Here is a 22,833-nt window from a genome sequence, read left to right on the forward strand (position 1 = left end):
TCCGGCCATGGAGGCCAGCAGGGGGAACAAATCCGACGCACTATCGTTTTTCGCCAAAGGGACGTTCGCAAACCCTCGAGGAGAATACCAATGAATAGAATTACGACAGGCCTGCTTGCCGCCACCCTTTCGGCCACATTCGTCGCGGCGGAGGTGGTGCCGGTCAACGCCCAGCCCAACTATGTGCCACTCTCCCAGGCGGCAACGCCGGATGTTCAGACGGTGCAGTACCGGGAGTGGAGGAGAAACCGCTCTTTCGATCGCAATTTCTCGCGCAATCGAAGCTTCAGCCGCAACGGTGACATGTATTGGAATGGCCATCGCGGCTATCGTGAATATCGCCGCGGCTATCGCCGTCATGGCGACTACTGGTTCCCGCTGGCCGCCTTCGCGACTGGCGCGCTGATCACCGGCGCGATTGTCAACAACGAGAACAACCGCGTCTATGAAGGCAATTCGCACGTTCAGTGGTGCTACGATCATTATCGGAGCTACCGCGCTTCCGACAACACCTTCCAGCCGAACAATGGTCCTCGTCGGGAGTGCCGTTCGCCTTACTGATCTGGTTGGCGGAATTCGCCGATCCTTTGAAGCCCGCGCCGCAAAGCGCGGGCTTTTTGCGATGCATTTTTTTTGAACTCGTACACAGCGAACCGAAGGCCCTGCATCAGCTAGCCCACTTTATGCTTTTCAAGATCAGATAGAGCCCTCCACCTGCACCCCGCGGGGAACGATAGGCGCCGAGGGCCTCGCAAACTCGAACCATAGTCCCGGCCAATTCCCAACCGAGCGCTTCAAGATCATCGCCGGCATCCGTTACATAAGGGTGAGCAAGTTCGTCGATGCCGTTGTCCTCTCCGAAGGATCGAACGCGTTTTGCATCCTCAAGCAGTTCACCAGGCATATTCGAATTGGCCCAGGCCCAAAGCCAGTAGCCGGCCTTGCCGCTCGTCGAGCCTGCAACCTGAACCTCCGTGACCACCTTGACGATCCCTTGCTCCGAGAAGAGCAGCTTTCCGGCCGTCAGATCGTAATCATAGCGTGGCCAGTTGCCGAGGCGGAAATCTTTCTCCAACTGGGCATTCTTGGCGACGAGCTGTTTGAAAGCATCGTCACGCCATGCGGGATACCAGTCCGGCTGCATGTCCCCTCCTCCTCACCGAGTCGCGCTCGTGTTATGGCATGCTCAGCGTCCTGCGCACAGCATCGCGCCACCCAGCAAGCTTGGCGGTGCGCACGGAGGCGTCCATCTGCGGCTTGAACCGTCGCTCAAGCGCCCAGCTTTTCGCGAACTCCCCGATCTTCGGCCATACGCCCGCCTTCGAACCAGCGAGCCACGCCGCCCCCAGCGCGGTCGTCTCCAGAATTGTCGGCCGGTCGACCGGCGCGTCGAGAATGTCGGCCAGGCGCTGCATGGTCCAGTCCGATGCCACCATGCCGCCATCAACCCTGAGCACCGTCTTTGCCTTGGCGCCCTTCCAATCCTTGTGCATGGCGTCGAGCAGGTCGCGGGTCTGGTAGGCAACGGATTCCAAAGCCGCACGGGCAAACTCGGCCGGGCCGGAATTGCGCGTCAGACCGAAAATCGCCCCTCTCGCGTCCGCGTCCCAGTGCGGCGCACCAAGCCCGACAAAGGCCGGCACCAGATAGACGTTTTGCGTCGGATCGGCCTCCGCCGCCAGCTTGCCGCTCTGCTCGGCCTTGCCAATCACCTTGATGCCGTCGCGCAGCCATTGCACGGCAGCCCCAGCGATGAAGATCGAGCCTTCCAGCGCATAGGTGGTCTTGCCATTCAGCCGATAGGCAATGGTGGCCAAGAGCCGGTTCTTCGACCGCACTAGGTCGCTGCCGGTGTTGAGCAGCGCAAAACAGCCGGTGCCATAGGTCGATTTCATCATGCCCGGTTCGAAACAGGCCTGGCCAATCGTTGCTGCATGCTGGTCTCCGGCAACGCCGAGGATTCTGATTTCGGCCCCAAACAGGTTTTTCTCAGTGGTTCCATAATCATCGGCGCAATCCTTGACTTCGGGCAGTATCGCGGCGGGGATACGCAGGATGGCCAGCAGCTCCTCGTCCCAGGCATTCTCCGCGATGTTGTAGACCAGCGTGCGCGAAGCGTTGGTGGCATCGGTGGCGTGGACCTTGCCACCGGTCAGCCGCCAGATCAAAAAGCTGTCGATGGTGCCGGCGAGCAGCTCGCCCCTCTCGGCACGCTTCCTCGCGCCCTTCACCTTGTCCAGCATCCAGGCGATCTTGGTGCCGGAGAAATAGGGATCGAGCAGCAAGCCGGTCTTGCGGGTGAATTTCTTCTCGAGCTCCTGCTTCCTGAGCTTCTGGCATAGCGGTGCGGTGCGGCGGTCCTGCCAGACAATGGCGTTGTGGATCGGTTTGCCGGTCACTTTGTCCCAGATGACGACCGTCTCGCGCTGGTTGGTGATGCCGATCGCAGCCACGTCCGAAGCGTCGCGGCGGGCATTCTTCAGCGCGGCCTTCACAGTCTCAACGACGCTCGACCAGATCTCCTCCGGATCGTGTTCAACCCAGCCTGAGGCCGGATAATGCTGGGTGAATTCCTTCTGCCCGCTGCCCGCGACCTTCATCGAGCTGTCGAACAGGATCGCCCGGCTCGATGTCGTACCCTGGTCGATCGCAAGGATATATCCGGTCATTCTCCCTCCCGGTAAGCAGCTTATACGAACAGGGGAGACGGCAAGATGCCGCCTCCCCGATCATTATGACGCCGGCGCGAACGCCAGCACCAGAATTTACTTCTGCCAGCTCTTCACCAGCTCGTCGTAGTTGATGGTGATCGGCTTGTCCTTCTCCTTCTCGAGCTTCAGCTGAGGCGCCAGATTGCCGCTCTTAACCGCATCGGCGTTCCAGTAGGCAAGGTCATGCTCCTCGGCCATCTTCGGTCCGATGTCGCCCTGGACACCGGATTTCTCGATACGTGCCATCACTTTTTCCTGATCGGCGCAGAGCGAATCCATGGCTTCCTGCGGTGTCTTGGCACCAGACGATGCGTCACCGATGTTCTGCCACCAGAGCTGCGCCAGCTTCGGATAGTCCGGCACGTTGGTACCGGTCGGCGTCCACTGCACACGGGCCGGCGAGCGATAGAACTCGATCAGACCGCCGAGCTTCGGCGCACGTTCGGTGAAGCTCTTGTCATGGATGGTGGAGTCGCGAATGAAGGTCAGGCCAACCTGACTCTTCTTCACATCGACGGTCTTCGAGGTGACGAACTGGGCATAAAGCCAGGCGGCCTTGGCGCGGTCGGTCGGCGTCGACTTCATAAGAGTCCAGGAGCCGACGTCCTGATAGCCGAGCTTCATGCCGTCCTTCCAGTAGGAGCCGTGCGGAGACGGCGCCATGCGCCACTTCGGCGTACCGTCGTCGTTCATGACCGGCAGGCCGGGCTTGACCATGTCGGCGGTGAACGCTGTGTACCAGAAGATCTGCTGGGCGACATTGCCTTGCGACGGCACGGGGCCGGACTCGGAGAAGGTCATGCCCTGGGCTTCCGGCGGCGCATAGGCCTTCAGCCAATCGAGATACTTCTGGATGGCATAAACCGATGCTGGTCCATTGGTGTCGCCGCCGCGCGCGGTGCACGAGCCGACAGGCCGTGAATTCGCATCGACCTTGATACCCCATTCGTCGACCGGCACGCCATTCGGCAGGCCCTTGTCGCCATTGCCGGCCATCGACAGCCAGGCGTCGGTGAACCGCCAGCCGAGCGACGGATCCTTCTTGCCGTAGTCCATGTGGCCATAGACTTTCTTGCCGTTGACGTCGCGGCCAGTGAAGAATTCGGCGATGTCCTCATAGGCCGACCAGTTGACCGGCACGCCGAGATCGTAGCCGTACTTGGCCTTGAAATCGGCCTTGTTCTTCTCATCGTTGAACCAGTCGTAGCGGAACCAGTAGAGGTTCGCGAACTGCTGGTCGGGCAGTTGGTAGAGCTTCTTGTCTGGCGCGGTGGTGAACTTCGTGCCGACGAAATCGTCGACGTCGAGCATCGGATCGGTAACGTCCTTGCCTTCGCCCGCCATCCAGTCGGTCAGGTTGCGCACCTGCTGGTAACGCCAGTGGGTGCCGATCAGATCGGAATCGTTGACCCAGCCGTCATAGATGTTCTGGCCGGTCTGCATCTGGGTCTGGATCTTCTCGACGACGTCGCCTTCCTGAATGACGTCATGCGTGACCTTGATGCCGGTGATAGCGGTAAAGGCCGGCGCCAGCACCTGAGACTCGTACTGGTGGGTGGTCAAGGTTTCAGACACGACTTTGATTTCCATGCCGGCGAAGGGCTTGGCCGCGTCGATGAACCACTGCATTTGCTTTTCCTGGTCGGCGCGGGAAAGCGTCGAGAGCGGGCCTATCTCCTTGTCGAGAAAGGCTTTTGCTTCATCCATCCCGGCATAGGCATTACCGGCCCCGAGCAATAGGACAAGGGCCGTCGTCGATGTTAAAAATTGCCGTCGCATGTGTTCCTCCACAGTTAAAATGTTTCAAGTACGATCTGGAGCGGCCACCGGCACGCGACCGCTCCAACAGTTTCCCCCTCTATACGTAGCGGAACACGCCGATGGCGTAGACCACGGAGAGAGCGAGAGCCCACCACAGGTTGGGTCCGACTAGACCCAGCCAAGCGAGATGGATAAAGGCGCTGCCGAGCAGCGACAGGAAAAGACGATCGCCGCGCGTCGTCTCGAAGCGCAGGACGCCGACGCGCGGATTGCCGCCCGGCGAGGCGTATTCCCAGACGCCCATGCCAAGCAAAAGCAGCGCTATGACGGTGAAGAACGCGGCCGTCGGCCAGGTCCATGCCATCCAGGAGAAGTCGAGGTTCATGTTACACCCTCCCCAGGGCAAAGCCCTTGGCGATATAATTTCGCACGAACCAGATGACGAGCGCGCCGGGGATCAGCGTCAGCACGCCGGCGGCGGCGAGCAGGCCCCAATCCATGCCCGAGGCCGATACCGTACGCGTCATGGTGGCGGCGATCGGCTTGGCGTCGGTGGTGGTCAGCGTGCGTGCGATCAGCAATTCGACCCACGAGAACATGAAGCAGAAGAAGCAGGCCACACCGATGCCGCTCGCGATCAGCGGCATGAAGATCTTTACGAAGAAGCGCGGGAAGGAATAGCCGTCGATATAGGCGGTCTCGTCGATCTCCTTCGGCACGCCCGACATGAAGCCCTCGAGAATCCACACCGCCAGCGGAACGTTGAACAGGCAATGCGCCAGCGCCACCGCGATATGCGTGTCGATCAGCCCGAAGGCCGAGTAGAGTTGGAAGAACGGCAGTGCGAACACCGCCGGCGGCGCCATGCGGTTGGTCAGCAGCCAGAAGAACAGATGCTTGTCGCCAAGGAAGCGGTAGCGCGAAAAGGCATAGGCCGCCGGCAGCGCCACCGATACCGAAATCACCATGTTCATGACAACATAGGTGATCGAGTTGATGTAGCCGGAGTACCAGGCCTTCTCGGTGAAGATGGTGACGTAGTTGGCGATTGTCGGTGTGTGCGGGTAGAGCGTCATCGAGTTGACGATCTCGGCATTGGTCTTGAAGCTCATATTGATGAGCCAGTAGATCGGCAGCAAAAGTACGATGATGTAGAGCGTCGGCACGATCCACCACCAGCGTGATTCCTCGCCGCGCCGGCGCATGCGCCTGTCGAGATCGCTCTGCGACAGCGTACCGGCCAGACTTTCCGAGGCGGTCCGGTTCATCACATTGCGCTCGGTTCGTTCATTGGCGCCAGCCATTTCAGCGCTCCGCGTCGTAATTGGTCATCACGGTGTAGAACACCCATGACAACAACAGGATGATGAGGAAGTAGACCAGCGACATGGCGGCCGCCGGGCCAAGGTCGAACTGGCCGAGCGCCGTCTTGACGAGGTCGATCGACAGGAAGGTCGTCGAGTTGCCCGGCCCGCCGCCGGTGACGACGAACGGTTCGGTGTAGATCATGAAACTGTCCATGAAGCGCAGCAGCACGGCGATCAAAAGCACGCGCTGCATTTTCGGCAGCTGGATATAGCGGAATACCGCCCAGCGCGAGGCCCCGTCGATCTTTGCCGCCTGGTAGAAGGCATCGGGGATCGAGACCAGGCCGGCGTAGCAGAGCAGCACGACAAGGCTGGTCCAGTGCCAGACATCCATGACGATGATCGTCACCCAGGCATCGAACGGATCCTGCACGTAATTGTAGTCGATCCCGAGCGCGTTGAGGTAATATCCCAACAGCCCTATGTCGTTGCGACCGAACACCTGCCAGATGGTGCCGACGACGTTCCACGGGATCAGCAGCGGCAGCGACATCAGCACCAGGCAGACCGGCACGCCCCAGCCCTTCTTCGGCATGTTGAGCGCGATGAAGATGCCGAGCGGCACCTCGATTGCCAGGATGATGAAGGAAAAGATCAGGTTGCGGACCATCGCTTCCCAGAAGCGGCTGGATGAAAGCAGTTCCTCGAACCATTCGGTGCCGGCCCAGGTGAAGACATTGTTGCCGAACGTGTCCTGCACCGAATAGTTCACGACCGTCATCAGCGGGATGACGGCGGTGAAGGCCACCAGCACCAGCACCGGCAGCACGAGGAACCAGGCCTTGTTGTTCCAGGTCTTGTCCATCTATGCCCCCATCTCGACACGCCAGGAATCGGCATAGATGTTGATGCCGGCCGGATCGAACCGCACCTTCGGTTCGGCCGGCACCGTCTCGTCCTCGCCGATCACCGCCGCGATCTCCCGGCCCTCGAGCTTGGCACGCACCACCTTGTGGCGGCCGACATCCTCGACCTTGGTGATTGAAACAGCCATGCCGTCGCGGCCGAGTCGAACATATTCCGGACGAATGCCAAGCTCGACGGCGCCGGGGGGCGCCTTCGGCGCGCCCGGCAGTTCGATACGCTGCGAGCCGAGGGTCGCCGTCTTGCCGTCGATCGCCACAGGCATGACGTTCATGCCCGGCGAGCCGATGAAATAACCGACAAAAGTATGGCGCGGCCGCTCGAACAGCTCTGCCGGCGTGCCGATCTGCACGATGCCGCCATCATACATGACCACGACCTGGTCGGCGAAGGTCAGCGCCTCGGTCTGGTCGTGCGTGACATAGACCATCGTGTAGCCGAAGCGGCGATGCAGCTGTTTCAATTGCGAGCGCAGCACCCATTTCATGTGCGGGTCGATGACGGTCAGCGGTTCGTCGAACAGGATGGCGTTCACGTCCGAGCGCACCAGCCCACGGCCGAGCGAGATCTTCTGCTTCTGGTCGGCGGTCAGGCCCCTGGCCTTCTTCTTCGCCCAGGAAGCGAGGTCGATCATCTCCAGCGTCTCGCGAACCTTGCGGTCGACATCTGCCTCCGGCACGCCGCGATTGCGCAGCGGGAACGCCAGATTGTCGTAGACGGTCATGGTATCGTAGATCACCGGGAACTGGAAAACCTGCGCGATATTGCGTTCCTGCGTCGACAGATTGGTCACGTCCCTGCCGTTGAACAGCAACTGGCCGTGCGAGGGATGCAGCAGGCCCGAAATGATGTTGAGCAGCGTGGTCTTGCCGCAGCCGGACGGTCCGAGCAGCGCATAGGCACCACCATCCTCGAAAGTGTGATGCACTTCGCGCAGCGCGAAATCGGCATCCTTGCGCGGGTTCGGCAGATAGGAATGCCTGACATGGTTGACGTCGATACGCGCCATATCGTCCTCCTACGCCGCCAGCTTCGCCGCGGTCACGGCGCGGCCGTGCTCGTCGAAGACCATGATGTGACGCGGATCGATGAACACTTCGACCACCGCGTCTGTCTCGAAATCCCTGATGCCGTGGGTCAACATCACCCAGCGCACATCGGCAAAGTCGAGATGGATGAAGCTTTCGGATCCGGTGATTTCCGTGATGGTGACCTTCGCCCGCACCGGCACCGCGGAGGCATCGGGCCGGTCGAGCGAAAGATGGTGCGGCTGGAAGCCGACCGTATAGTTCGCATCGGCGATGCCGACGAGGTCAGCGGGCACCGGCAGCTTGACGCCGCCCTCAAGCAGAAAATCCGCCCCCTTCTTGGCCAGCACGATGGTGTTGAGCGGCGGATCGGCGAAGGTCCTCGCCGTCACCAGGTCGACCGGTTTGCGGAATACGTCGATGGTCGGCCCGAACTGGGTGATGCGGCCTTCCGACAGTGTTGCCGTATTGCCGCCGAGCAGCAGGGCCTCATGCGGCTCGGTGGTGGCATAGAGGAAGATGGTGCCGGCGGCCGCAAATATCCTCGGCAGTTCGGCTCGCAACTCCTCGCGTAATTTGTAGTCGAGATTTGCAAGCGGTTCGTCGAGCAGCACAAGGCTGGCATTCTTGACGATGGCGCGCGCCAGCGCGGTGCGCTGCTGCTGCCCGCCCGACAGACTGAGCGGCGTGCGGTCGAGATAAGGGGTCAGTTTGAGGAGTGCCGCCGCTTCGCGCACCTGGCTGTCGATCTTGCCCTGCTCGACGCCGGCCACCTTGAGGGGTGAGGCGATGTTGTCATAGACCGTCATCGCCGGATAATTGATGAACTGCTGGTAGACCATGGCAATCTTGCGCTTCTGCACAGGCGTGCCGGTGACATTCCGGCCGTCGAACCAGACCGAGCCGGAGGTCGGCACATCGAGGCCGGCCATCAGCCGCATCAGGCTGGTCTTGCCCGAAAGCGTGGGCCCAAGCAAAACGTTGAGCGAGCCATGCTGAAGCGTCAGCGACACGTCCCGGATGTGCTCGACCGCACCGACCGTCTTGGTGACGTTCCTCAGTTCCAGCATGACGCCTCCTCCCAGGCTTTCCGCATCAGCTCAAAACCCTCTTCATTCGGCGGCCGCGACGTGCTGCCGGCTTATGCCGCGCATGAATTCATCGAGTGCCGCGACCTGCTCGCGGTTAAGATGCAGGCCGCGCTTGGTCCGCCGCCACAGCACGTCTTCCGCCGTGACAGCCCATTCGTTTTCAACGAGATAGCGCACCTCGGCCTCGTGGAGATCGCCACCGAAATTGCGGCCGAGATCGGCAATCGACTTGGCCAAGCCAAGCAGCATCTGCGCGCGCGTGCCGTAGAGTCTCGTCAGCCGGCGCGCCAAGCGCTGGTCGAGGAAAGGATAGGCGCTTTTCAGCTTCGCCACCTGCGCATCGAAACCCGTGGCAGGAAAATCGCCGCCCGGCAGCGGCGCATCTGATGTCCACGGCTTGCCGCGCTTGCCGAGGAAACCTTCGATCTTCTCCAGCATCGATTCCGACAGCCGGCGGTAGGTGGTGATCTTGCCGCCAAACGCGTTGACCAGCGGCGCGGCGCCCTCGCCGCCATCCGCCTTCAGCACATAGTCACGTGTCGCTTCCTGCGCCTTGGAGGCGCCGTCGTCGTAGAGCGGACGCACGGCCGAATAGGTCCAGACGATGTCGGAACGCTTGACGGGAACCGCGAAATATTCGCTGGCCGCGGCACAGAGATAGTCGATCTCGGTGTCGCTGATCTTCACATCATGCGGATCGCCGGGATAGTCCTGGTCGGTGGTACCGATCAGCGTGAACTCGTCCTCGTAGGGGATGGCGAAGATGATGCGACCATCCTTGTTCTGGAAGAAATAGGCGCGCGGGTCGTCGAACTTCTTGGCGATAACGATGTGGCTGCCCTGCACGAGGCGGACATTGTGCACGTCGTTGAGGCCAACAACGCCGGACAGCACGTGGTCGACCCATGGACCCGCCGCATTGACCAGCAACCGTGCCTTGACCTCTTCGGTCTCGCCGGTCTGCAGGTCCTCGATCTTTATCGCCCAGATTCCGCCCTCGCGGCGCGCTCCAACCACTTGGGTGCGAGTGCGGATCGTTGCGCCCCGGTCAGCGGCGTCACGTGCATTCAGCGCCACCAGCCGCGCATCGTTGACCCAGCCATCCGAATATTCGAAAGCCTTTTTGAACAGCGGCTTCAAAGGCTTACCTGCCGGATCGCTTGCCATGTCGAGCGTCCTGGTCGCTGGCAGCAACTTGCGCCCGCCGATGTGGTCGTAGAGGAAAAGGCCGAGCCGGATCAGCCAGGCCGGGCGCAGACCCTTGGCATAGGGCAGCACGAAGCGCATCGGCCAGATTATGTGCGGAGCGTTCTTCCACAGAACCTCACGCTCCATCAGCGCCTCGCGCACCAGGCGGAATTCATAAAATTCGAGATAGCGCAACCCGCCATGTATCAGCTTGGTCGAACCGGATGAGGTTGCGCTGGCGAGATCGTTCATTTCGGCGAGAAAGACCGAGAACCCGCGTCCCACGGCATCACGGGCGATGCCGCAGCCGTTGATGCCGCCGCCTATGACGAAAATGTCCTGGACTGAAGATGTGTCCACCTAACTCCTCCACGATTTCGCATTGCACCATTTTTGCTCTTATGCGAAACCGTGGAGGGATTATTTCGAACTCATAACGAATGTCAAACGAAATATCGCGCGCCTTTGAGAAGACCGTGAATTGCGTCAGCCAAGCGACGTCTCGATGAGCTGAACCTCGGCCTCCTGGCAGATCTTGCGCACGGACGGGATGTCGCAGCGATCAGTGATGAAGGTGTTGACCTGCGACAGATGGCCGATACGCACAGGCGCCGTGCGTTCGAACTTGGTCTGGTCGGAAACCAGAATGACGTGCCTGGCATTGGCGATGATCGCTTGCGCCACCTTCACCTCGCGGAAATCAAAATCGAGCAGCGCGCCATCATGATCGATAGCCGAGGCGCCGATGACAGCGTAGTCGACCTTGAACTGCCTAATGAAATCGACCGCCGCCTCGCCGACAACACCCCCGTCGGAGCCGCGCACCACTCCGCCCGCAATCACCACCTCGATCGAGGGATAGACGCGCATCCTATTGGCAACATTGATGTTATTGGTGATGACCATCAGGCCGTCATGATCGAGTAGCGCCTTGCTGACTGCCTCTGTCGTGGTGCCGATGTTGATGAACAGCGAGGCGTTGTCGGGAATCAACCTGGCCGCCGCGCGGCCTATCGCTTCCTTCTCGTCGGCCGCGATCTTGCGCCTGGCTTCATACTCCATGTTCTCGATACCAGACGGGAACAAGGCCCCCCCATGGACGCGCGAAAGCAGCCGCTGGTCGCACAAATCGTTGAGGTCCTTGCGTATGGTCTGCGGCGTCACGTTGAAATGCGTAGCCAGGTCATCAACCAGCACGCGGCCGTTGTCCTTGGCCATCTGGATGATCTCGGCATGGCGCGGCGACAGATACATAAGGCAAGCTCCCGTTTTCGTTTTTCTTGCTTATAATAGAAAACGAAACCGATGAAAAGGTGCAAGCCGGCTAACGAAATCTGATGATTGTACGGGTGAACCCTCCGCGCGACCTTCATGCCGCCTTTTCAGGCCGTGGCACGCGCAATTTCGGTAATGGCGGTGAAAGCGGCATCGACGTCTCCCGCCGTCGCGTCGAACTGGCCGACCTGGAAGCGGATCGCCACCTTCCCATCGACCTTCGTTTGCGTCAGGTAGATGCGGCCATCATCGTTGATCGCGTTGACGAGCCGCAGATTGTGCTCGTCGGCATCGGCGGCCGAGGCAGCCTTGTGCCGGAACGAAAACAGCGACAGCATCGGCTCGGTGACGATCTCGAAATCCACCTCCCTTGCCAGCCGTGCGGCAAGGCCCTCGCTCCAGGCGACATGGTTGCGAATCATGGTTCGCAGGTTTTCCAGTCCATGCGCGCGCAACAGAAACCAAAGCTTCAGCGCCCGGAAGCGCCGACCAAGCGGCACCGACCATTCGGAATAGTTGATGATGCCGTCGCGGCCGTGTGTCTTGAGGAATTCGGGCTTGATGGCCAGCGTGCGAACGAGGTCCTCGGGCCGGCGAATGAACTGCATCGAGCAGTCGAATTGCGCGCCCAGCCATTTGTGGGGGTTGAAGACGATGGAATCCGCCAGCTCGGCGCCAGCCCAAAAATGCCGGTACTCCGGACAGATCATCGCCGACCCGGCCCAGGCGGCATCGACATGCAGGTAGAGCCCATGCCGACCGGCGACCGCCGCAACGGCTGCAATATCGTCCGTGCCCCCGGTGCTGGTGCCGCCGACGCTGGCGATGATGCCGGCGGGCAACATGCCGGCCGCGCGGTCGGCGACGATTGCCGCCTCGAGTGCGGTCGCATCCATGGCGCGAAAACGGCCGGCGACCGGAATGCGCACGAGATTGTCCTCGCCTATGCCTGACACCCAGATCGCCCGATCGATCGAAGTGTGCACCTGGTCGGAGGAATAGATGCGCAACCGCCCCTGCCCGGCGAAACCTTTTTTGTTGCCTTGCCAGTCCAGCGCCCGCTCGCGCATGGTCAATACCGCGTTGAGTGTCGCCGACGAGGCCGAATCCTGGATAACGCCGGAGAATCCTTCCGGCAGGCCGAGCGCCTGGCGCATCCAGTCGACGGTCCGCATTTCAAGCTCGGTCGCCGCCGGCGAGGTCTGCCAGAGCATGCATTGCGCTGCCATCGCCGACACCAGATATTCAGCCACCACCGAGACCGGCGCCGCGTTGGCCGGGAAATAGGCGAAGAAGCGCGGGTGCTGCCAATGCGTCATCCCCGGCACGATCTTCTCTTGGAAATCGGCGAAAATCCTGTCCATCGACTCCGCGTCTTCGGGCGGCGACGCCTCGATGCTCCTGTAAATGTCGCCCGGCTCGATCAGCGGCCGCACCGGCCGCTCACGCAAATTGTTGCGGTAGTCGGCGCCCCAATCGGCGGCGCGTTGCGACCATTGCCGGAAATCGTCATTGTTCATCTTGTCCTCCCGACATGATCATTCGCTGCCGGTGGTAGCCCCCCGGCTCCTCAAGATCGGATATTAGTCACCACGTGAAACATTTGAAGTCGCCGACGGGCGGCGAGATTTGCGGACTAGCCAGGAAAATCCGGCAGGCTGGCGAAGGCCGTCTTCAGCGCATTCGACCATCCATCGGAGATCGTGCGGTAATACTGGTCGTCCTGGCCGATCCGCTTTTTAAGGCCGACCTGAAAGGCGTCCTGCTCCAGGAAAAGCAGATCGAGCGGCAGGCCGACCGACAGGTTCGACTTCAGCGTCGAATCGAACGACACCAGAAGCAGTTTCACCGTCTCGGCCAGGCTCATCGTCTTTTCGTAGGCGCGAATGATGATCGGCTTGCCGTACTTGGTCTCTCCGATCTGGAAGAACGGCGTGTCCTCGGTCGACTCGATGAAATTGCCTTCGGGGTAGATCATGAACAGGCGTGGCGGGCTGCCCTTGATCTGCCCGCCGAGGATGAAGGAGGCATTGAAATAGGAATCTGCCTTCTCGCCGGCGGGCGACGATTGCGCGATCACTTCCTTCACCGTGTCGCCGAGCAGCCGCACCGTCTGATACATGGATGGCGTCTCGAGCAGCTTCTCATGGCGGTCGGTCACCGCCTTGGTGCGTTCGTCGAGCAGGCTGACCACGGCCTGTGTGGTCGCCAGGTTGCCGGCCGACATCAGCACGATGACGCGCTCGCCCGGCTGTTCCCAGACATGCATCTTCTTGAAGGTCGAGATCGAATCCATGCCGGCATTGGTACGCGTGTCCGACATGAACACGAGTCCGCGATCGATCTTGAGGCCGACGCAATAGGTCATGGAATCTCTTAAGGCGGTAATCCCTGGGGGATTACTGCTCTACCGTGACGGTGACCGCAAGCAGTTCTTCCGCCTGTCCCAGTCGAATTCCCGACACCGGCGAAGCGTCACGGTAGTCGCGACCGGTGGCCACCTTCACATAACGTTCGTCGGGAGAAATACCGTTGGCGGGATCGAAGGCAACCCAGCCGAGGCCCGCGACATGCGCTTCGGCCCACGCGTGGCTTGCCGCCTGCTCCACCGCATCCATCATCAGATAGCCGCTGACATAGCGGGCCGGAAATCCCATGGCGCGCGCGGCGGCGGCAAAGATGTGGCTATGGTCCTGGCAGACTCCGGTTTTCAGTACCAAAGCTTCCTCGGCCGAGGTCGTCGCATTGGTTGTTCCCGGCGTGTAGGCGACGCGCTCGCCAATGGCGGCCATCAGCCGGTGCAGCCTGTCAAGGTCGGTGCCCTTGCCGACTGCCTCGGTAAGATCACGGATGCCGCCGCCTATGGTGGTCAAAGCGGTCTCCTGCGCGAACAACCAGAGTGGCGCGAAGCCTTGATGAGGCCCGCAAACACCCGATGTATCGCGCGTCACCACCTCGCCCGACGCTTCGACAGTGATGAAGTCGTGGTCACCCTCGACGCTCAACAGCCTGTTGTCGTTGCCGTAATGGTCGGTAAATCGCACTTCCTCGCGCGCACCCTCGACCTTCAGCGCCCAGGACAGCACGGTCTGAGTCGGCCCGCTCACCGGAAGCAGCCGCAGCCTCTGGAGCAAATACTGCACCGGTGCATCGTAGCGGTATTCGGTCCGGTGCGTGATTTTCAGCCGCATGGCCATCTTCCGTTCGCGTGCACGATCTCTAGCGAAAAACGATATCCACTTCCCGGCATCATGCTCAATTAAACCTGTAATCCTGCGCGATCTCGTCGCCGAGCTTGGTGTTGTCGCGAATGAACCCTGCCAGGAACTCGTGCAGTCCGGCGTCGAATATGTCCTTGATCGATCCTGCTTGCAGCATTGCCTGCGTCTTTTCCGCCGTCGCATGGCAGGCATGGCGCTTGCCATAGTCGTCACCCAGGAACTTCAGATGCTCTGCCAGGAAGCGATAGCAGAAGGTCAGCGATCGCGGCATGCGGACGTTGAGGATCAGGTAGTCGGCGATGTTGGTCGGCTTGTAGTCGGCATCATAAACCCAGCGATACGAGCGATGCGCCGACACCGAGCGCAGGATCGATTCCCACTGGTAGTTGTCGAGCGTCGAGCCGACCCAGGAGATCGACGGCAACAGCACGTAGTATTTCACGTCGAGGATGCGCGCGGTGTTGTCGGCGCGCTCGACATAGGTGCCGAGCTGCGAGAAATCGAAGATCTCGTTGCGCAGCATGGTGCCGTAAAACGAGCCGCGGATCAGCGCGGTCTCGCGCTTGATCGCGTCGAGCACGTTGGGCAGGTCGCGCTCGTCGATCGGCCGCGCCAGCATCCGTTTCAGCGCCATCCAGGCTTCGTTGATGCTCTCCCACGTCTCGCGCGTCAGCGCGGTGCGCACCATGCGCGCATTGTTGCGGGCGGTCTCGATCGACGACATCGTGCTCGATGGGTTCGACGTGTCGCGCAAGAGGAAATCAGAGACATTGGCCGCGGTATAGTCCGGGTATTTCTGCTTGAAGGTGATGTCGGAGCCGGCGCTGAGCAGCACCGAATTCCACTCCTCCGACGCGCTCTGGGTGCGGGTGAGCGCCATGCGCAACCCGGCGTCGACCAGCCGCGCCATGTTTTCCGCCCGCTCGATATAGCGGTTCATCCAGTAGAGCCCGTTCGCGGTGCGGCCGAGAAGCATGTGAGGCCCTTCGGGCTAGTGAATAAGAAATAGTGAATAGGAAGTAGAAAGCGATTGAATCCCAATGGAATGTGGCATTTCTTTCCCTCTGCTTCACTACTGACTACTGACTACTGACTACTGACTACCGACTACTGACTACTGACTCAGCTCAATCATCCAGTACCCAGGTATCTTTCGTCCCGCCGCCCTGGGATGAGTTCACCACCAGTGAGCCTTCCTTCAGCGCGACGCGCGTCAGCCCGCCGGGCACGATCTGGATGCGATCCGAGACGAGTACGTAGGGCCTGAGATCGACGTGGCGCGGCGCCAGCCCCTTTTCAGTCAGGATCGGACAGGTCGAGAGCGCGAGCGTCGGCTGGGCGATGTAATTAGACGGTTTGGCCTGCAGCTTCTTGGCGAAATCCTGACATTCCATCTTGGTCGCCGCCGGGCCGACCAGCATGCCGTAGCCGCCGGAACCATGCACTTCCTTGATGACCAGTTCGTGGATGTGCTCGAGCACATATTTCAGGCTGTCCGGCTCCGAACAGCGCCAGGTCGGGATATTGCCGAGGATCGCCTTGCGGCCGGTGTAGAACTCGACGATCTCCGGCATATACGAATAGATCGCCTTGTCGTCGGCTATACCCGTGCCAGGCGCATTGGCGATGGTGATATTGCCGGCTCGGTAGACGTCCATGATGCCGGGTATGCCAAGCGCTGAATCCGGCCTGAAGGTCAGCGGATCGAGGAAAGAATCGTCGACGCGGCGGTAAAGCACGTCGATCTGCTTGTAGCCTTCAGTGGTGCGCATCGCGACATGGCCGTCGACGACGCGCAGGTCCTGGCCCTCCACAAGCTGCACACCCATCTGGTCGGCAAGGAAAGCGTGTTCGAAATAGGCGGAATTGAAACTGCCCGGCGTCAGCACCGCGATGGTCGGGGCACCCTTGGTGTTCTGCGGCCGCACGGCCGCCAGCGACTGGCGCAGCAGCTGCGGGTAGTTCTCCACTGGCCGCACCTTGATCTTCTGGAACAGCTCGGGGAACAGCTGCATCATCGTTTCACGGTTCTCCAGCATGTAGGAGACACCGGACGGCGTGCGCGCATTGTCTTCCAGAACGTAGAACTCGTCCTCGCTGATGCGAACGATGTCGACGCCGATAATGTGGGTATAGACGCCGGCCGGCGGCCGCACGCCGATCATCTCCGGGAGGAAGGCCTCGTTCCTGGCGATGAGATCCCTTGGAACGCGGCCGGCGCGCAGGATTTCCTGGCGATGGTAGATGTCGTCGAGGAAGGCGTTCAGCGCCTGTACGCGCTGCTCGATGCCTTGCGTCAGGCGCCGCCACTCATTGCCGGAAATGATGCGAGGGACGATGTCGAAAGGGATCAGCCGTTCGGAGGCTTCCTGTTCGCCATAGACGGCGAAGGTAATGCCCGTCTTGCGAAAAACGCGTTCGGCGTCCTGCATCTTCTCGGTAAGCCGGGCTGGATCCTGCTCCTTCAGCCAGTGATCGTAAGCCGAATACGGTCTTCTCAATCCGGAGACTTCCGGAAGCATTTCATCGAACGCTGCCAATCGCATACTCCCCTGTGAGGCCATTTCACTGGCGTCGTGGGAGAAAATCAAGCGCAATCGGTGATTTGGGGGAAGCGGACGACCAGTATGTTGCGGCTGCCTAAAATTAAGGCAGCCCAAATACAAGCTTGATCAGCCTTTGCCTCGTGCCCGGGCAACTGCCTCGCACTGTTAGAAAGCGCGGAAGGTGACGACGGTGAACGTGTCCTTGATGCCGGGGAGAATCTGCACCTTCTCGTTGACGAAATGGCCGACGTCTTCTTCGTCGTCGACATAGAATTTGGCGAGCAGATCGTAATTGCCGGCGGTGGAGTAGATTTCCGAGGCGATCTCGGCGTCGGCAAGCGCGCTGGCAACCTCATAGGATTTGCCCAGTTCGCATTTGATCTGCACGAAAAACGCCTTCATGGCTTCGTCCCGCTAAACTTCCAGGTCAAGCGGCCCTTCTGGCAGACTGGAGGCGGCCTTTCAAGCACTGGAATGCGCACTTAGCCGGCGCGGGCCCTGGCCACCGCCTCGCGCGGCTCCGCAACCGGCATGCCGCTCTTGGACAGCCTGCCGCCGATCACTAGCGCCGGCGTGCCCTGCAATATCGTTCGTGCATGGCTTCTGCACCGGGGCGGGACGAATATTGGCGGCCGCTGAAACCGTGAAGCGCCCGCGCGCGTATGTTAGGGTGTCTCCTGGAAAATTTTCTGGAGGCGGTTCGAGGGACGGTGGAGACAAGCCATGCGCCGCGGCTTTTTCGCATTCGCGTTCGTTTCGCTCATTTTGGCTTCCCAGGCGCTTGCCGGAGATGCCGAGATCAAGGCTGGTCAGTCCGTCATCGACGGTCAGTTGAAGGCCCTCATCGCCGATGACGGCGCCAAGGCCTACAGCTTTGCCGCCCCGAACGTGAAGCAGATATTCCCGACTGTCGATGCCTTCATGAATATGGTGACCAACGGCTACCCGCCTGTGCGCAAACCCCAGTCCTACGCTTTCGGCAAGGTCGAGCAGACTGGTCCCGGTTCTATCGTCCAGCAGGTACTGATCGTCGGCCCGGACGGCAAGGATTATGAGGCGGTGTACACGCTGCAGCAGCAGCCTGACGGCACATTCCGGATCACCGGTTGCAGCCTGCGGGCGTCGAACTCGCTCAGCACCTGAACGGGTTTACAGCGCCGGGATATCGCCCCCCGCCCAGCCTTCGCTGATCTCGGCCCCGCGCGTCTCGAAGGTGCCGGTTTCGATCGCGGCGCGGATGTGCTGCATCAGCTTCTGGTAGTAGGACAGGTTGTTCCAGGTCAGCAGCATCGCGCCGAGCGCCTCCTGCGAGCGCACCAGATGGTGCAGATAGGCACGCGAATAATCCCTGGCTGCCGGGCAGTCGCTCTCTTCATCGAGAGGGCGCGGATCGTCGGCATGGCGGGCGTTGCGCAGGTTGACCTTGCCGCGCCTCGTATAGGCCAGGCCGTGCCGGCCGGCCCGCGTCGGCATCACGCAATCGAACATGTCGATGCCGCGCGCAACCGATTTGAGGATATCGTCCGGGGTTCCCACGCCCATCAGATAGCGCGGCTTGTTATCTGGCAGTTCGGGACAGGTGATGTCGAGCATGTCGAGCATCACCGCCTGCGGCTCGCCGACGGCCAAGCCGCCGACAGCATAGCCCTTGAGCTCCATCGCGCTCAGCGCCTGTGCCGAGCGCACCCTGAGCGCCGCGTTGTCACCACCCTGCACGATGCCGAACATCGCTTTGCCCGGCTGGTCGCCGAACGCCGTCTTGCAGCGCTCCGCCCAGCGCAGCGACAGTTCCATGGCGCGCTCGATCTCCTTGATCTCGGCCGGCAGCGCGGTGCATTCGTCGAGCTGCATCTGGATGTCGGAATCGAGCAGACCTTGAATTTCGATCGAGCGCTCCGGCGACATCTCGTAAGCCGCACCATCAATGTGCGAACGGAAGGTGACGCCCTTTTCCGTCAGCTTCCTCAGCTTCGACAGGGACATCACTTGAAAACCGCCGCTGTCGGTCAGGATCGGATGCGGCCAGCGGGCGAATTCGTGCAGACCGCCGAGCCGCGCCACGCGCTCGGCCCCGGGCCGCAGCATCAGGTGATAGGTGTTGCCAAGGATAATGTCGGCGCCAACGCCGCGCACCTGGTCCATGTACATGGCCTTGACCGTGCCACCGGTGCCGACCGGCATGAAGGCCGGCGTGCGGATTTCGCCGCGCGGCATGTCGATCAGACCGCGCCGCGCCTTGCCATCGGTCGCCAACACCTTGAAGGTGAAATTCTCAGCCATTGAATTCCTTGTCGAATACCGGAGCATCCGGCGCCTGCTCGTCGAGCGCCATCCGGTATTGGATGCAGCCGCGCATGAATTTTGGCCAGGGCGGCACTGCGATTGACGGCTCGGTCTTTTCCGGCAGCAGGTCCCACAGATCGGGGTGATGCCAGCAGAGATCATGACCTGTGGAATCCCGGTGCGCGCGAATGCCGGCGCGCAGCTTTTTCACTTCCGCGATCAGCCTGTCGCGGTCGAAGGTTTGCAGATCATCGTCCATCGTTCTCCTCCCTGAACAAGAGACTGGCGTCTCCATAGGAATAGAACCTGTAACCGCTCTCGATGGCATGCGCATAGGCGGCACGCATCGTGTCGAGGCCGCTGAAAGCCGAGACCAGCATGAACAGCGTCGAGCGCGGCAGATGGAAGTTGGTCATCAGCATGTCGGCCGTGCGAAAGCGGTAGCCGGGCGTGATGAAAATGTCGGTCGGTCCGGACCATGGCGCCAAGGTGCCGTCTTCACGCGACGCACTCTCGAGCAGGCGCAGCGAGGTCGTGCCGACGGCAACAATGCGCCCGCCCCTCGCCTTTACGGCGTTGAGCGCATCGGCGGTCGCCTGGCTGACCGAGCCGATCTCGGCATGCATCTTGTGGTCCGCGGTATCGTCCGCCTTGACCGGGAGGAACGTACCGGCGCCCACATGCAAAGTGACGAAGCGGCGTTCGACGCCTTTGGCGTCCAGCGCCGCGAAAAGCGCCGGCGTGAAGTGCAGGCCCGCGGTGGGCGCCGCTACCGCACCTTCTTCCCGGGCATAGATGGTCTGGTAGTCGGCACGGTCGCGCTCGTCGTCATCGCGCTTCGAGGCGATGTAGGGCGGCAGCGGAATGTGGCCGACCGCGTGCAGCGCCTCGTCGAGGAAAGGACCGGATAGATCAAAGCCGAGCAGCGCTTCGCCGCCCTCGCCTTTTTCAATCACGGTGGCGTCGAGCTGGCCGAGGAAACAGGAATTGCCGTCATGGCCGAAATGGATGCGGTCGCCGGCGGCAATGCGCTTGCCCGGCCGCATGAAGGCCAGCCAGCGGTCCGGCGCCATGCGCATGTGCAGCGTGGCCTCGACCTGTGACTGTGCTTCGCCGCGCCGCCTGATGCCTTTCAACTGCGCCGGAATGACCTTGGTGTCGTTGAAGACCAGCACGTCGCCGCCGCGGAGCAAGGATGGCAGGCAGCCGACCGTCGTGTCCTCCAGCCCCTTGCCTGGCTTGACCACCAGCATTTTGGCGCTGTCGCGCGGATCTGCCGGGCGAAGCGCGATGCGCTCCTCCGGCAAGTCGAAGTCAAAGATGTCGACGCGCATCGGGACTCAAAACAGCCGAACGAGCAGCGCTCCGGCCAGCAGAAGCACCGCGCCGGCGACGCGGCCGAGCGAGATTTCACGCACGGCGACGCCAAGGAAGCCGACGCGGTCGATGAGCATACCCGCGAGCAACTGGCCGGCCACCAGGAACGCCATCAGGGCGGCGGCACCAATGCGCGGCGTCAGGATCGTCGACAGCGTGACGTAGAAGCCGCCGAGCATGCCGCCGGCGACAAACAGCCAGGGCGCCGGCGCCTTCCAGTCGAGCGAGATGCCTTGCAGCTTCACCACCGTCACGGAGATGATGCCAAGCACGACCGCGCCCGACAGGAACGAAAACGCGGCTGCAGCTACGGGGAGACCCAGGCCGCGCGCAAGCTGCGAATTGATCGGCGCCTGGATGGCAATGAAGGCGCCGGACAGGATGCCGAGAAGCGACCAGACGACGCCCATCATTGTCGTTTGTCCTTACTTGACGTCGGCCGCGACCTTTAGCGACACGATCTTGTCGGGATCCTGCACCGGCTCGCCGCGCTTGATCTTGTCGACATTGTCCATGCCCTCGATGACCTGGCCCCAGACCGTGTACTGGCGGTTGAGGAACGCGGCGTCGTCGAAGCAGATGAAGAACTGCGAATTGGCCGAGTTCGGGTTCTGCGAACGAGCCATAGAGCAGGTGCCGCGGCCGTGGTTCGCGTTGGAGAACTCGGCCTTCAGGTCAGGCTTTTCCGAGCCGCCCATGCCGGCGCGAGACGGCGCGAAGCTGGGCTTGCTGGAATTGCCGAATTTCACGTCGCCGGTCTGCGCCATGAAGCCTTCGATGACACGGTGGAAGACGACGCCGTCATAGGCGCCTTCACGCGCCAGTTCCTTGATGCGGGCGACATGGCCGGGAGCCAAATCGGGAAACAGTTCGATGACGACCTTGCCCTTGGTCGTTTCCATGATGAGCGCGTTCTCGCGGTCCTTGATCTCAGCCATGTCAGATATCCTTTTGTAAAAATGAACCTATTTGTCGGCGGCGATGCGCACTTTGATCATCCGGTCGGGATCGGTGACCGTGCCATTGTCCGCCTCGTCGCCCTTCTTGATCTTGTCCACCAGGTCCATGCCGCTGACGACATTGCCGACGATCGTATACTGGCCATCGAGCGGCGGCGCCGGTCCGAACATGATGAAGAACTGCGAATTGGCGGAGTTCGGATCCTGCGAACGGGCCATGCCGACCACGCCGCGCTTGTAATGCTCGGCCTGCGAGAACTCGGCAGGCAGGTCGGGCAGGTCGGAGCCGCCGGTGCCGACGGCCTGGGCATTGAAGCCCTTGTTCATGTTGCCGAACTTGACGTCGCCGGTCTGCGCCATGAAACCATCGATGACACGGTGGAATGCGACATTGTCGTAGGCATGGTCACGCACCAGCTTCTTGATCTGCGCGACATGCTTGGGCGCCAGATCGGGGCGCAGCGCGATCGTCACGTCGCCATCTTTCAGCGTGATGATCATCGTGTTTTCCGGATCTGCTGCATAGGCCGAGACCGATGCGGTCACGAGACCGGCGAGCACAACAAAGAATGAGGCGAGCCTTTTGAGCTGCATGAGGGTTCTCCGAGCTTATTTCGCGAATTTTGCGGTGAGCGCGCCGGCCACGGCCGCCGGCACGAAGGGGCGGATGTCGCCACCCATCGAGGCTATCTGGCGCACAAGTGTGGCGGTAATGGTGCGCACCGACGGGCTGGCGGGCAGGAAAACCGTCTGCAGCTCAGGCGCCATGGTTTCGTTCATGCCAGCCATTTGCATTTCGTAGTCGAGGTCGGTGCCGTCGCGCAGACCGCGGATCATGATCGAGGCGCCTTCTCTCCTGGCCGCATCGATCACCAGCCCATCGAAGGCAACCACCTTGATGCGGGCGCCGTCGCGGCCGAATTCGGCTTTCGCGGCGGCTTCGATCAACTGCACCCGATCTTCGAACGAAAACAGCGGCTTCTTGCCCGGATGAATGCCGATCGCGGCATAAACAATGTCGGCAACCGTCAGCGACGCTTTCAGCACATCGAGATGGCCGTTGGTCAGCGGGTCGAAGGAGCCGGCATAAAGGGCGATGCGTTCGGTCATGGCGGAGCTTCTAGCGAGCCTCTATCACAAAGGCAAATCCGATTGGCAGGCG

Annotated in this window: 25 protein-coding genes; 2 read left to right on the forward strand and 23 right to left on the reverse strand. The window is 61.3% G+C overall.

Annotation, left to right across the window (positions count from 1 at the left end; translation table 11 throughout):
• The first annotated feature begins 90 nt into the window (after positions 1-90).
• Positions 91-561 (forward strand): BA14K family protein, encoded by a 471-nt coding sequence (locus X739_RS145745; protein ID WP_023773852.1) that lies wholly within the window; start codon positions 91-93, stop codon positions 559-561.
• Between the two features lie 106 nt (positions 562-667).
• Here X739_RS145745 and X739_RS145740 read toward each other — a convergent pair whose 3' ends face one another.
• The 16 genes from X739_RS145740 to X739_RS145665 all read right to left on the reverse strand — a co-directional run bounded on the left by X739_RS145740 (position 668) and on the right by X739_RS145665 (position 17,454).
• Positions 668-1,144: a DUF6882 domain-containing protein gene (locus tag X739_RS145740; protein WP_023773853.1), complete on the reverse strand. Its 477-nt coding sequence runs from the start codon at positions 1,142-1,144 to the stop codon at positions 668-670.
• A gap of 31 nt (positions 1,145-1,175) precedes the next feature.
• Positions 1,176-2,669, reverse strand: a complete 1,494-nt coding sequence (gene glpK, locus X739_RS145735; protein ID WP_023795212.1) for a glycerol kinase GlpK — start codon at positions 2,667-2,669, stop codon at positions 1,176-1,178.
• A 96-nt stretch (positions 2,670-2,765) separates the two neighbouring features.
• Complete coding sequence (locus X739_RS145730; RefSeq protein WP_023795213.1) at positions 2,766-4,490, reverse strand: ABC transporter substrate-binding protein; 1,725 nt, start codon at positions 4,488-4,490, stop codon at positions 2,766-2,768.
• A gap of 79 nt (positions 4,491-4,569) precedes the next feature.
• Complete coding sequence (locus X739_RS145725) at positions 4,570-4,857, reverse strand: DUF2160 domain-containing protein (RefSeq protein WP_023795214.1); 288 nt, start codon at positions 4,855-4,857, stop codon at positions 4,570-4,572.
• A gap of 1 nt (position 4,858) precedes the next feature.
• Positions 4,859-5,776 carry a carbohydrate ABC transporter permease gene (locus X739_RS145720; RefSeq protein WP_023773857.1) on the reverse strand — a complete coding sequence of 306 codons (918 nt, stop codon included), beginning with the start codon at positions 5,774-5,776 and terminating at the stop codon, positions 4,859-4,861.
• Position 5,777: 1 nt separating this feature from the next.
• Entirely contained in the window at positions 5,778-6,644 is an 867-nt protein-coding gene (locus X739_RS145715; protein WP_015317735.1) for a sugar ABC transporter permease, read from the reverse strand.
• Positions 6,645-7,712 carry an ABC transporter ATP-binding protein gene (locus X739_RS145710; protein ID WP_023795215.1) on the reverse strand — a complete coding sequence of 356 codons (1,068 nt, stop codon included), beginning with the start codon at positions 7,710-7,712 and terminating at the stop codon, positions 6,645-6,647.
• 9 nt (positions 7,713-7,721) lie between these two features.
• The gene (locus tag X739_RS145705) at positions 7,722-8,801 is read right to left on the reverse strand and encodes an ABC transporter ATP-binding protein (RefSeq protein WP_023795216.1); all 1,080 of its coding nucleotides are present in this window, start codon (positions 8,799-8,801) and stop codon (positions 7,722-7,724) included.
• Positions 8,802-8,843: 42 nt separating this feature from the next.
• Entirely contained in the window at positions 8,844-10,370 is a 1,527-nt protein-coding gene (gene glpD, locus X739_RS145700) for a glycerol-3-phosphate dehydrogenase (protein ID WP_023795217.1), read from the reverse strand.
• A 126-nt stretch (positions 10,371-10,496) separates the two neighbouring features.
• Positions 10,497-11,264 (reverse strand): DeoR/GlpR family DNA-binding transcription regulator, encoded by a 768-nt coding sequence (locus X739_RS145695; RefSeq protein WP_023773861.1) that lies wholly within the window; start codon positions 11,262-11,264, stop codon positions 10,497-10,499.
• Between the two features lie 128 nt (positions 11,265-11,392).
• A complete protein-coding gene (locus X739_RS145690; protein ID WP_023795218.1) occupies positions 11,393-12,805 on the reverse strand; it encodes an aspartate aminotransferase family protein in 1,413 nt (470 codons plus the stop codon).
• A gap of 116 nt (positions 12,806-12,921) precedes the next feature.
• Entirely contained in the window at positions 12,922-13,653 is a 732-nt protein-coding gene (locus X739_RS145685) for a peptidase (RefSeq protein WP_023773863.1), read from the reverse strand.
• 31 nt (positions 13,654-13,684) lie between these two features.
• Positions 13,685-14,476, reverse strand: coding sequence for a transglutaminase family protein (locus X739_RS145680; RefSeq protein WP_023773864.1), 792 nt, complete (start codon positions 14,474-14,476; stop codon positions 13,685-13,687).
• A 64-nt stretch (positions 14,477-14,540) separates the two neighbouring features.
• Positions 14,541-15,482, reverse strand: a complete 942-nt coding sequence (locus tag X739_RS145675) for an alpha-E domain-containing protein (RefSeq protein WP_023773865.1) — start codon at positions 15,480-15,482, stop codon at positions 14,541-14,543.
• Between the two features lie 151 nt (positions 15,483-15,633).
• Positions 15,634-17,046 (reverse strand): circularly permuted type 2 ATP-grasp protein, encoded by a 1,413-nt coding sequence (locus tag X739_RS145670; RefSeq protein WP_023773866.1) that lies wholly within the window; start codon positions 17,044-17,046, stop codon positions 15,634-15,636.
• Positions 17,047-17,217: 171 nt separating this feature from the next.
• Positions 17,218-17,454: an Lrp/AsnC family transcriptional regulator gene (locus X739_RS145665; RefSeq protein WP_010909609.1), complete on the reverse strand. Its 237-nt coding sequence runs from the start codon at positions 17,452-17,454 to the stop codon at positions 17,218-17,220.
• 321 nt (positions 17,455-17,775) lie between these two features.
• Between X739_RS145665 and X739_RS145660 the strand changes: the two genes are divergently transcribed.
• A complete protein-coding gene (locus tag X739_RS145660; protein ID WP_023773867.1) occupies positions 17,776-18,195 on the forward strand; it encodes a DUF4864 domain-containing protein in 420 nt (139 codons plus the stop codon).
• Between the two features lie 6 nt (positions 18,196-18,201).
• Here the strand turns inward: X739_RS145660 and tgt are convergent, their stop codons facing one another.
• Genes tgt through coaD form a run of 7 tightly spaced genes read right to left on the reverse strand, consistent with a single transcriptional unit; the run spans position 18,202 to position 22,781 of the window.
• Positions 18,202-19,332, reverse strand: a complete 1,131-nt coding sequence (gene tgt / locus X739_RS145655; RefSeq protein WP_023795219.1) for a tRNA guanosine(34) transglycosylase Tgt — start codon at positions 19,330-19,332, stop codon at positions 18,202-18,204.
• The gene (locus X739_RS145650) at positions 19,325-19,594 is read right to left on the reverse strand and encodes a hypothetical protein (RefSeq protein ID WP_023773869.1); all 270 of its coding nucleotides are present in this window, start codon (positions 19,592-19,594) and stop codon (positions 19,325-19,327) included. Before X739_RS145650 ends, tgt begins: the two co-directional genes overlap by 8 nt.
• Entirely contained in the window at positions 19,584-20,669 is a 1,086-nt protein-coding gene (gene queA / locus X739_RS145645; protein WP_023795220.1) for a tRNA preQ1(34) S-adenosylmethionine ribosyltransferase-isomerase QueA, read from the reverse strand. The genes X739_RS145650 and queA overlap by 11 nt, the downstream gene beginning before the upstream one ends.
• Before the next feature lie 6 nt (positions 20,670-20,675).
• The gene (locus X739_RS145640; protein WP_023773870.1) at positions 20,676-21,125 is read right to left on the reverse strand and encodes a DMT family transporter; all 450 of its coding nucleotides are present in this window, start codon (positions 21,123-21,125) and stop codon (positions 20,676-20,678) included.
• A gap of 12 nt (positions 21,126-21,137) precedes the next feature.
• Complete coding sequence (locus X739_RS145635; protein WP_015317720.1) at positions 21,138-21,650, reverse strand: peptidylprolyl isomerase; 513 nt, start codon at positions 21,648-21,650, stop codon at positions 21,138-21,140.
• Between the two features lie 27 nt (positions 21,651-21,677).
• Complete coding sequence (locus X739_RS145630) at positions 21,678-22,265, reverse strand: peptidylprolyl isomerase (RefSeq protein WP_023783998.1); 588 nt, start codon at positions 22,263-22,265, stop codon at positions 21,678-21,680.
• A gap of 15 nt (positions 22,266-22,280) precedes the next feature.
• Positions 22,281-22,781 (reverse strand): pantetheine-phosphate adenylyltransferase, encoded by a 501-nt coding sequence (gene coaD / locus X739_RS145625; protein WP_023795221.1) that lies wholly within the window; start codon positions 22,779-22,781, stop codon positions 22,281-22,283.
• Positions 22,782-22,833 lie beyond the last annotated feature (52 nt).

Origin of the sequence: Mesorhizobium sp. LNHC209A00 (genome assembly GCF_000502915.1) — a bacterium.
GTDB lineage: Bacteria > Pseudomonadota > Alphaproteobacteria > Rhizobiales > Rhizobiaceae > Mesorhizobium.

Excerpts from the sequence above, each read along its gene's own strand:
- X739_RS145705 (WP_023795216.1), bottom strand. The coding sequence starts at position 8,801 with ATGCTGGAACTGAGGAACGTCACCAAGACGGTCGGTGCGGTCGAGCAC.
- X739_RS145730 (WP_023795213.1), bottom strand. The coding sequence starts at position 4,490 with ATGCGACGGCAATTTTTAACATCGACGACGGCCCTTGTCCTATTGCTC.
- coaD (WP_023795221.1), bottom strand. The coding sequence starts at position 22,781 with ATGACCGAACGCATCGCCCTTTATGCCGGCTCCTTCGACCCGCTGACC.
- X739_RS145715 (WP_015317735.1), bottom strand. The coding sequence starts at position 6,644 with ATGGACAAGACCTGGAACAACAAGGCCTGGTTCCTCGTGCTGCCGGTG.
- X739_RS145650 (WP_023773869.1), bottom strand. The coding sequence starts at position 19,594 with ATGGACGATGATCTGCAAACCTTCGACCGCGACAGGCTGATCGCGGAA.
- X739_RS145710 (WP_023795215.1), bottom strand. The coding sequence starts at position 7,712 with ATGGCGCGTATCGACGTCAACCATGTCAGGCATTCCTATCTGCCGAAC.
- X739_RS145635 (WP_015317720.1), bottom strand. The coding sequence starts at position 21,650 with ATGGCTGAGATCAAGGACCGCGAGAACGCGCTCATCATGGAAACGACC.
- X739_RS145685 (WP_023773863.1), bottom strand. The coding sequence starts at position 13,653 with ATGACCTATTGCGTCGGCCTCAAGATCGATCGCGGACTCGTGTTCATG.
- tgt (WP_023795219.1), bottom strand. The coding sequence starts at position 19,332 with ATGGCTGAGAATTTCACCTTCAAGGTGTTGGCGACCGATGGCAAGGCG.
- X739_RS145740 (WP_023773853.1), bottom strand. The coding sequence starts at position 1,144 with ATGCAGCCGGACTGGTATCCCGCATGGCGTGACGATGCTTTCAAACAG.
- X739_RS145720 (WP_023773857.1), bottom strand. The coding sequence starts at position 5,776 with ATGGCTGGCGCCAATGAACGAACCGAGCGCAATGTGATGAACCGGACC.
- X739_RS145665 (WP_010909609.1), bottom strand. The coding sequence starts at position 17,454 with ATGAAGGCGTTTTTCGTGCAGATCAAATGCGAACTGGGCAAATCCTAT.
- X739_RS145690 (WP_023795218.1), bottom strand. The coding sequence starts at position 12,805 with ATGAACAATGACGATTTCCGGCAATGGTCGCAACGCGCCGCCGATTGG.
- X739_RS145695 (WP_023773861.1), bottom strand. The coding sequence starts at position 11,264 with ATGTATCTGTCGCCGCGCCATGCCGAGATCATCCAGATGGCCAAGGAC.
- X739_RS145640 (WP_023773870.1), bottom strand. The coding sequence starts at position 21,125 with ATGATGGGCGTCGTCTGGTCGCTTCTCGGCATCCTGTCCGGCGCCTTC.
- X739_RS145630 (WP_023783998.1), bottom strand. The coding sequence starts at position 22,265 with ATGCAGCTCAAAAGGCTCGCCTCATTCTTTGTTGTGCTCGCCGGTCTC.
- X739_RS145675 (WP_023773865.1), bottom strand. The coding sequence starts at position 15,482 with ATGCTTCTCGGCCGCACCGCGAACGGGCTCTACTGGATGAACCGCTAT.
- X739_RS145725 (WP_023795214.1), bottom strand. The coding sequence starts at position 4,857 with ATGAACCTCGACTTCTCCTGGATGGCATGGACCTGGCCGACGGCCGCG.
- X739_RS145680 (WP_023773864.1), bottom strand. The coding sequence starts at position 14,476 with ATGCGGCTGAAAATCACGCACCGGACCGAATACCGCTACGATGCACCG.
- X739_RS145745 (WP_023773852.1), top strand. The coding sequence starts at position 91 with ATGAATAGAATTACGACAGGCCTGCTTGCCGCCACCCTTTCGGCCACA.
- queA (WP_023795220.1), bottom strand. The coding sequence starts at position 20,669 with ATGCGCGTCGACATCTTTGACTTCGACTTGCCGGAGGAGCGCATCGCG.
- X739_RS145660 (WP_023773867.1), top strand. The coding sequence starts at position 17,776 with ATGCGCCGCGGCTTTTTCGCATTCGCGTTCGTTTCGCTCATTTTGGCT.
- glpK (WP_023795212.1), bottom strand. The coding sequence starts at position 2,669 with ATGACCGGATATATCCTTGCGATCGACCAGGGTACGACATCGAGCCGG.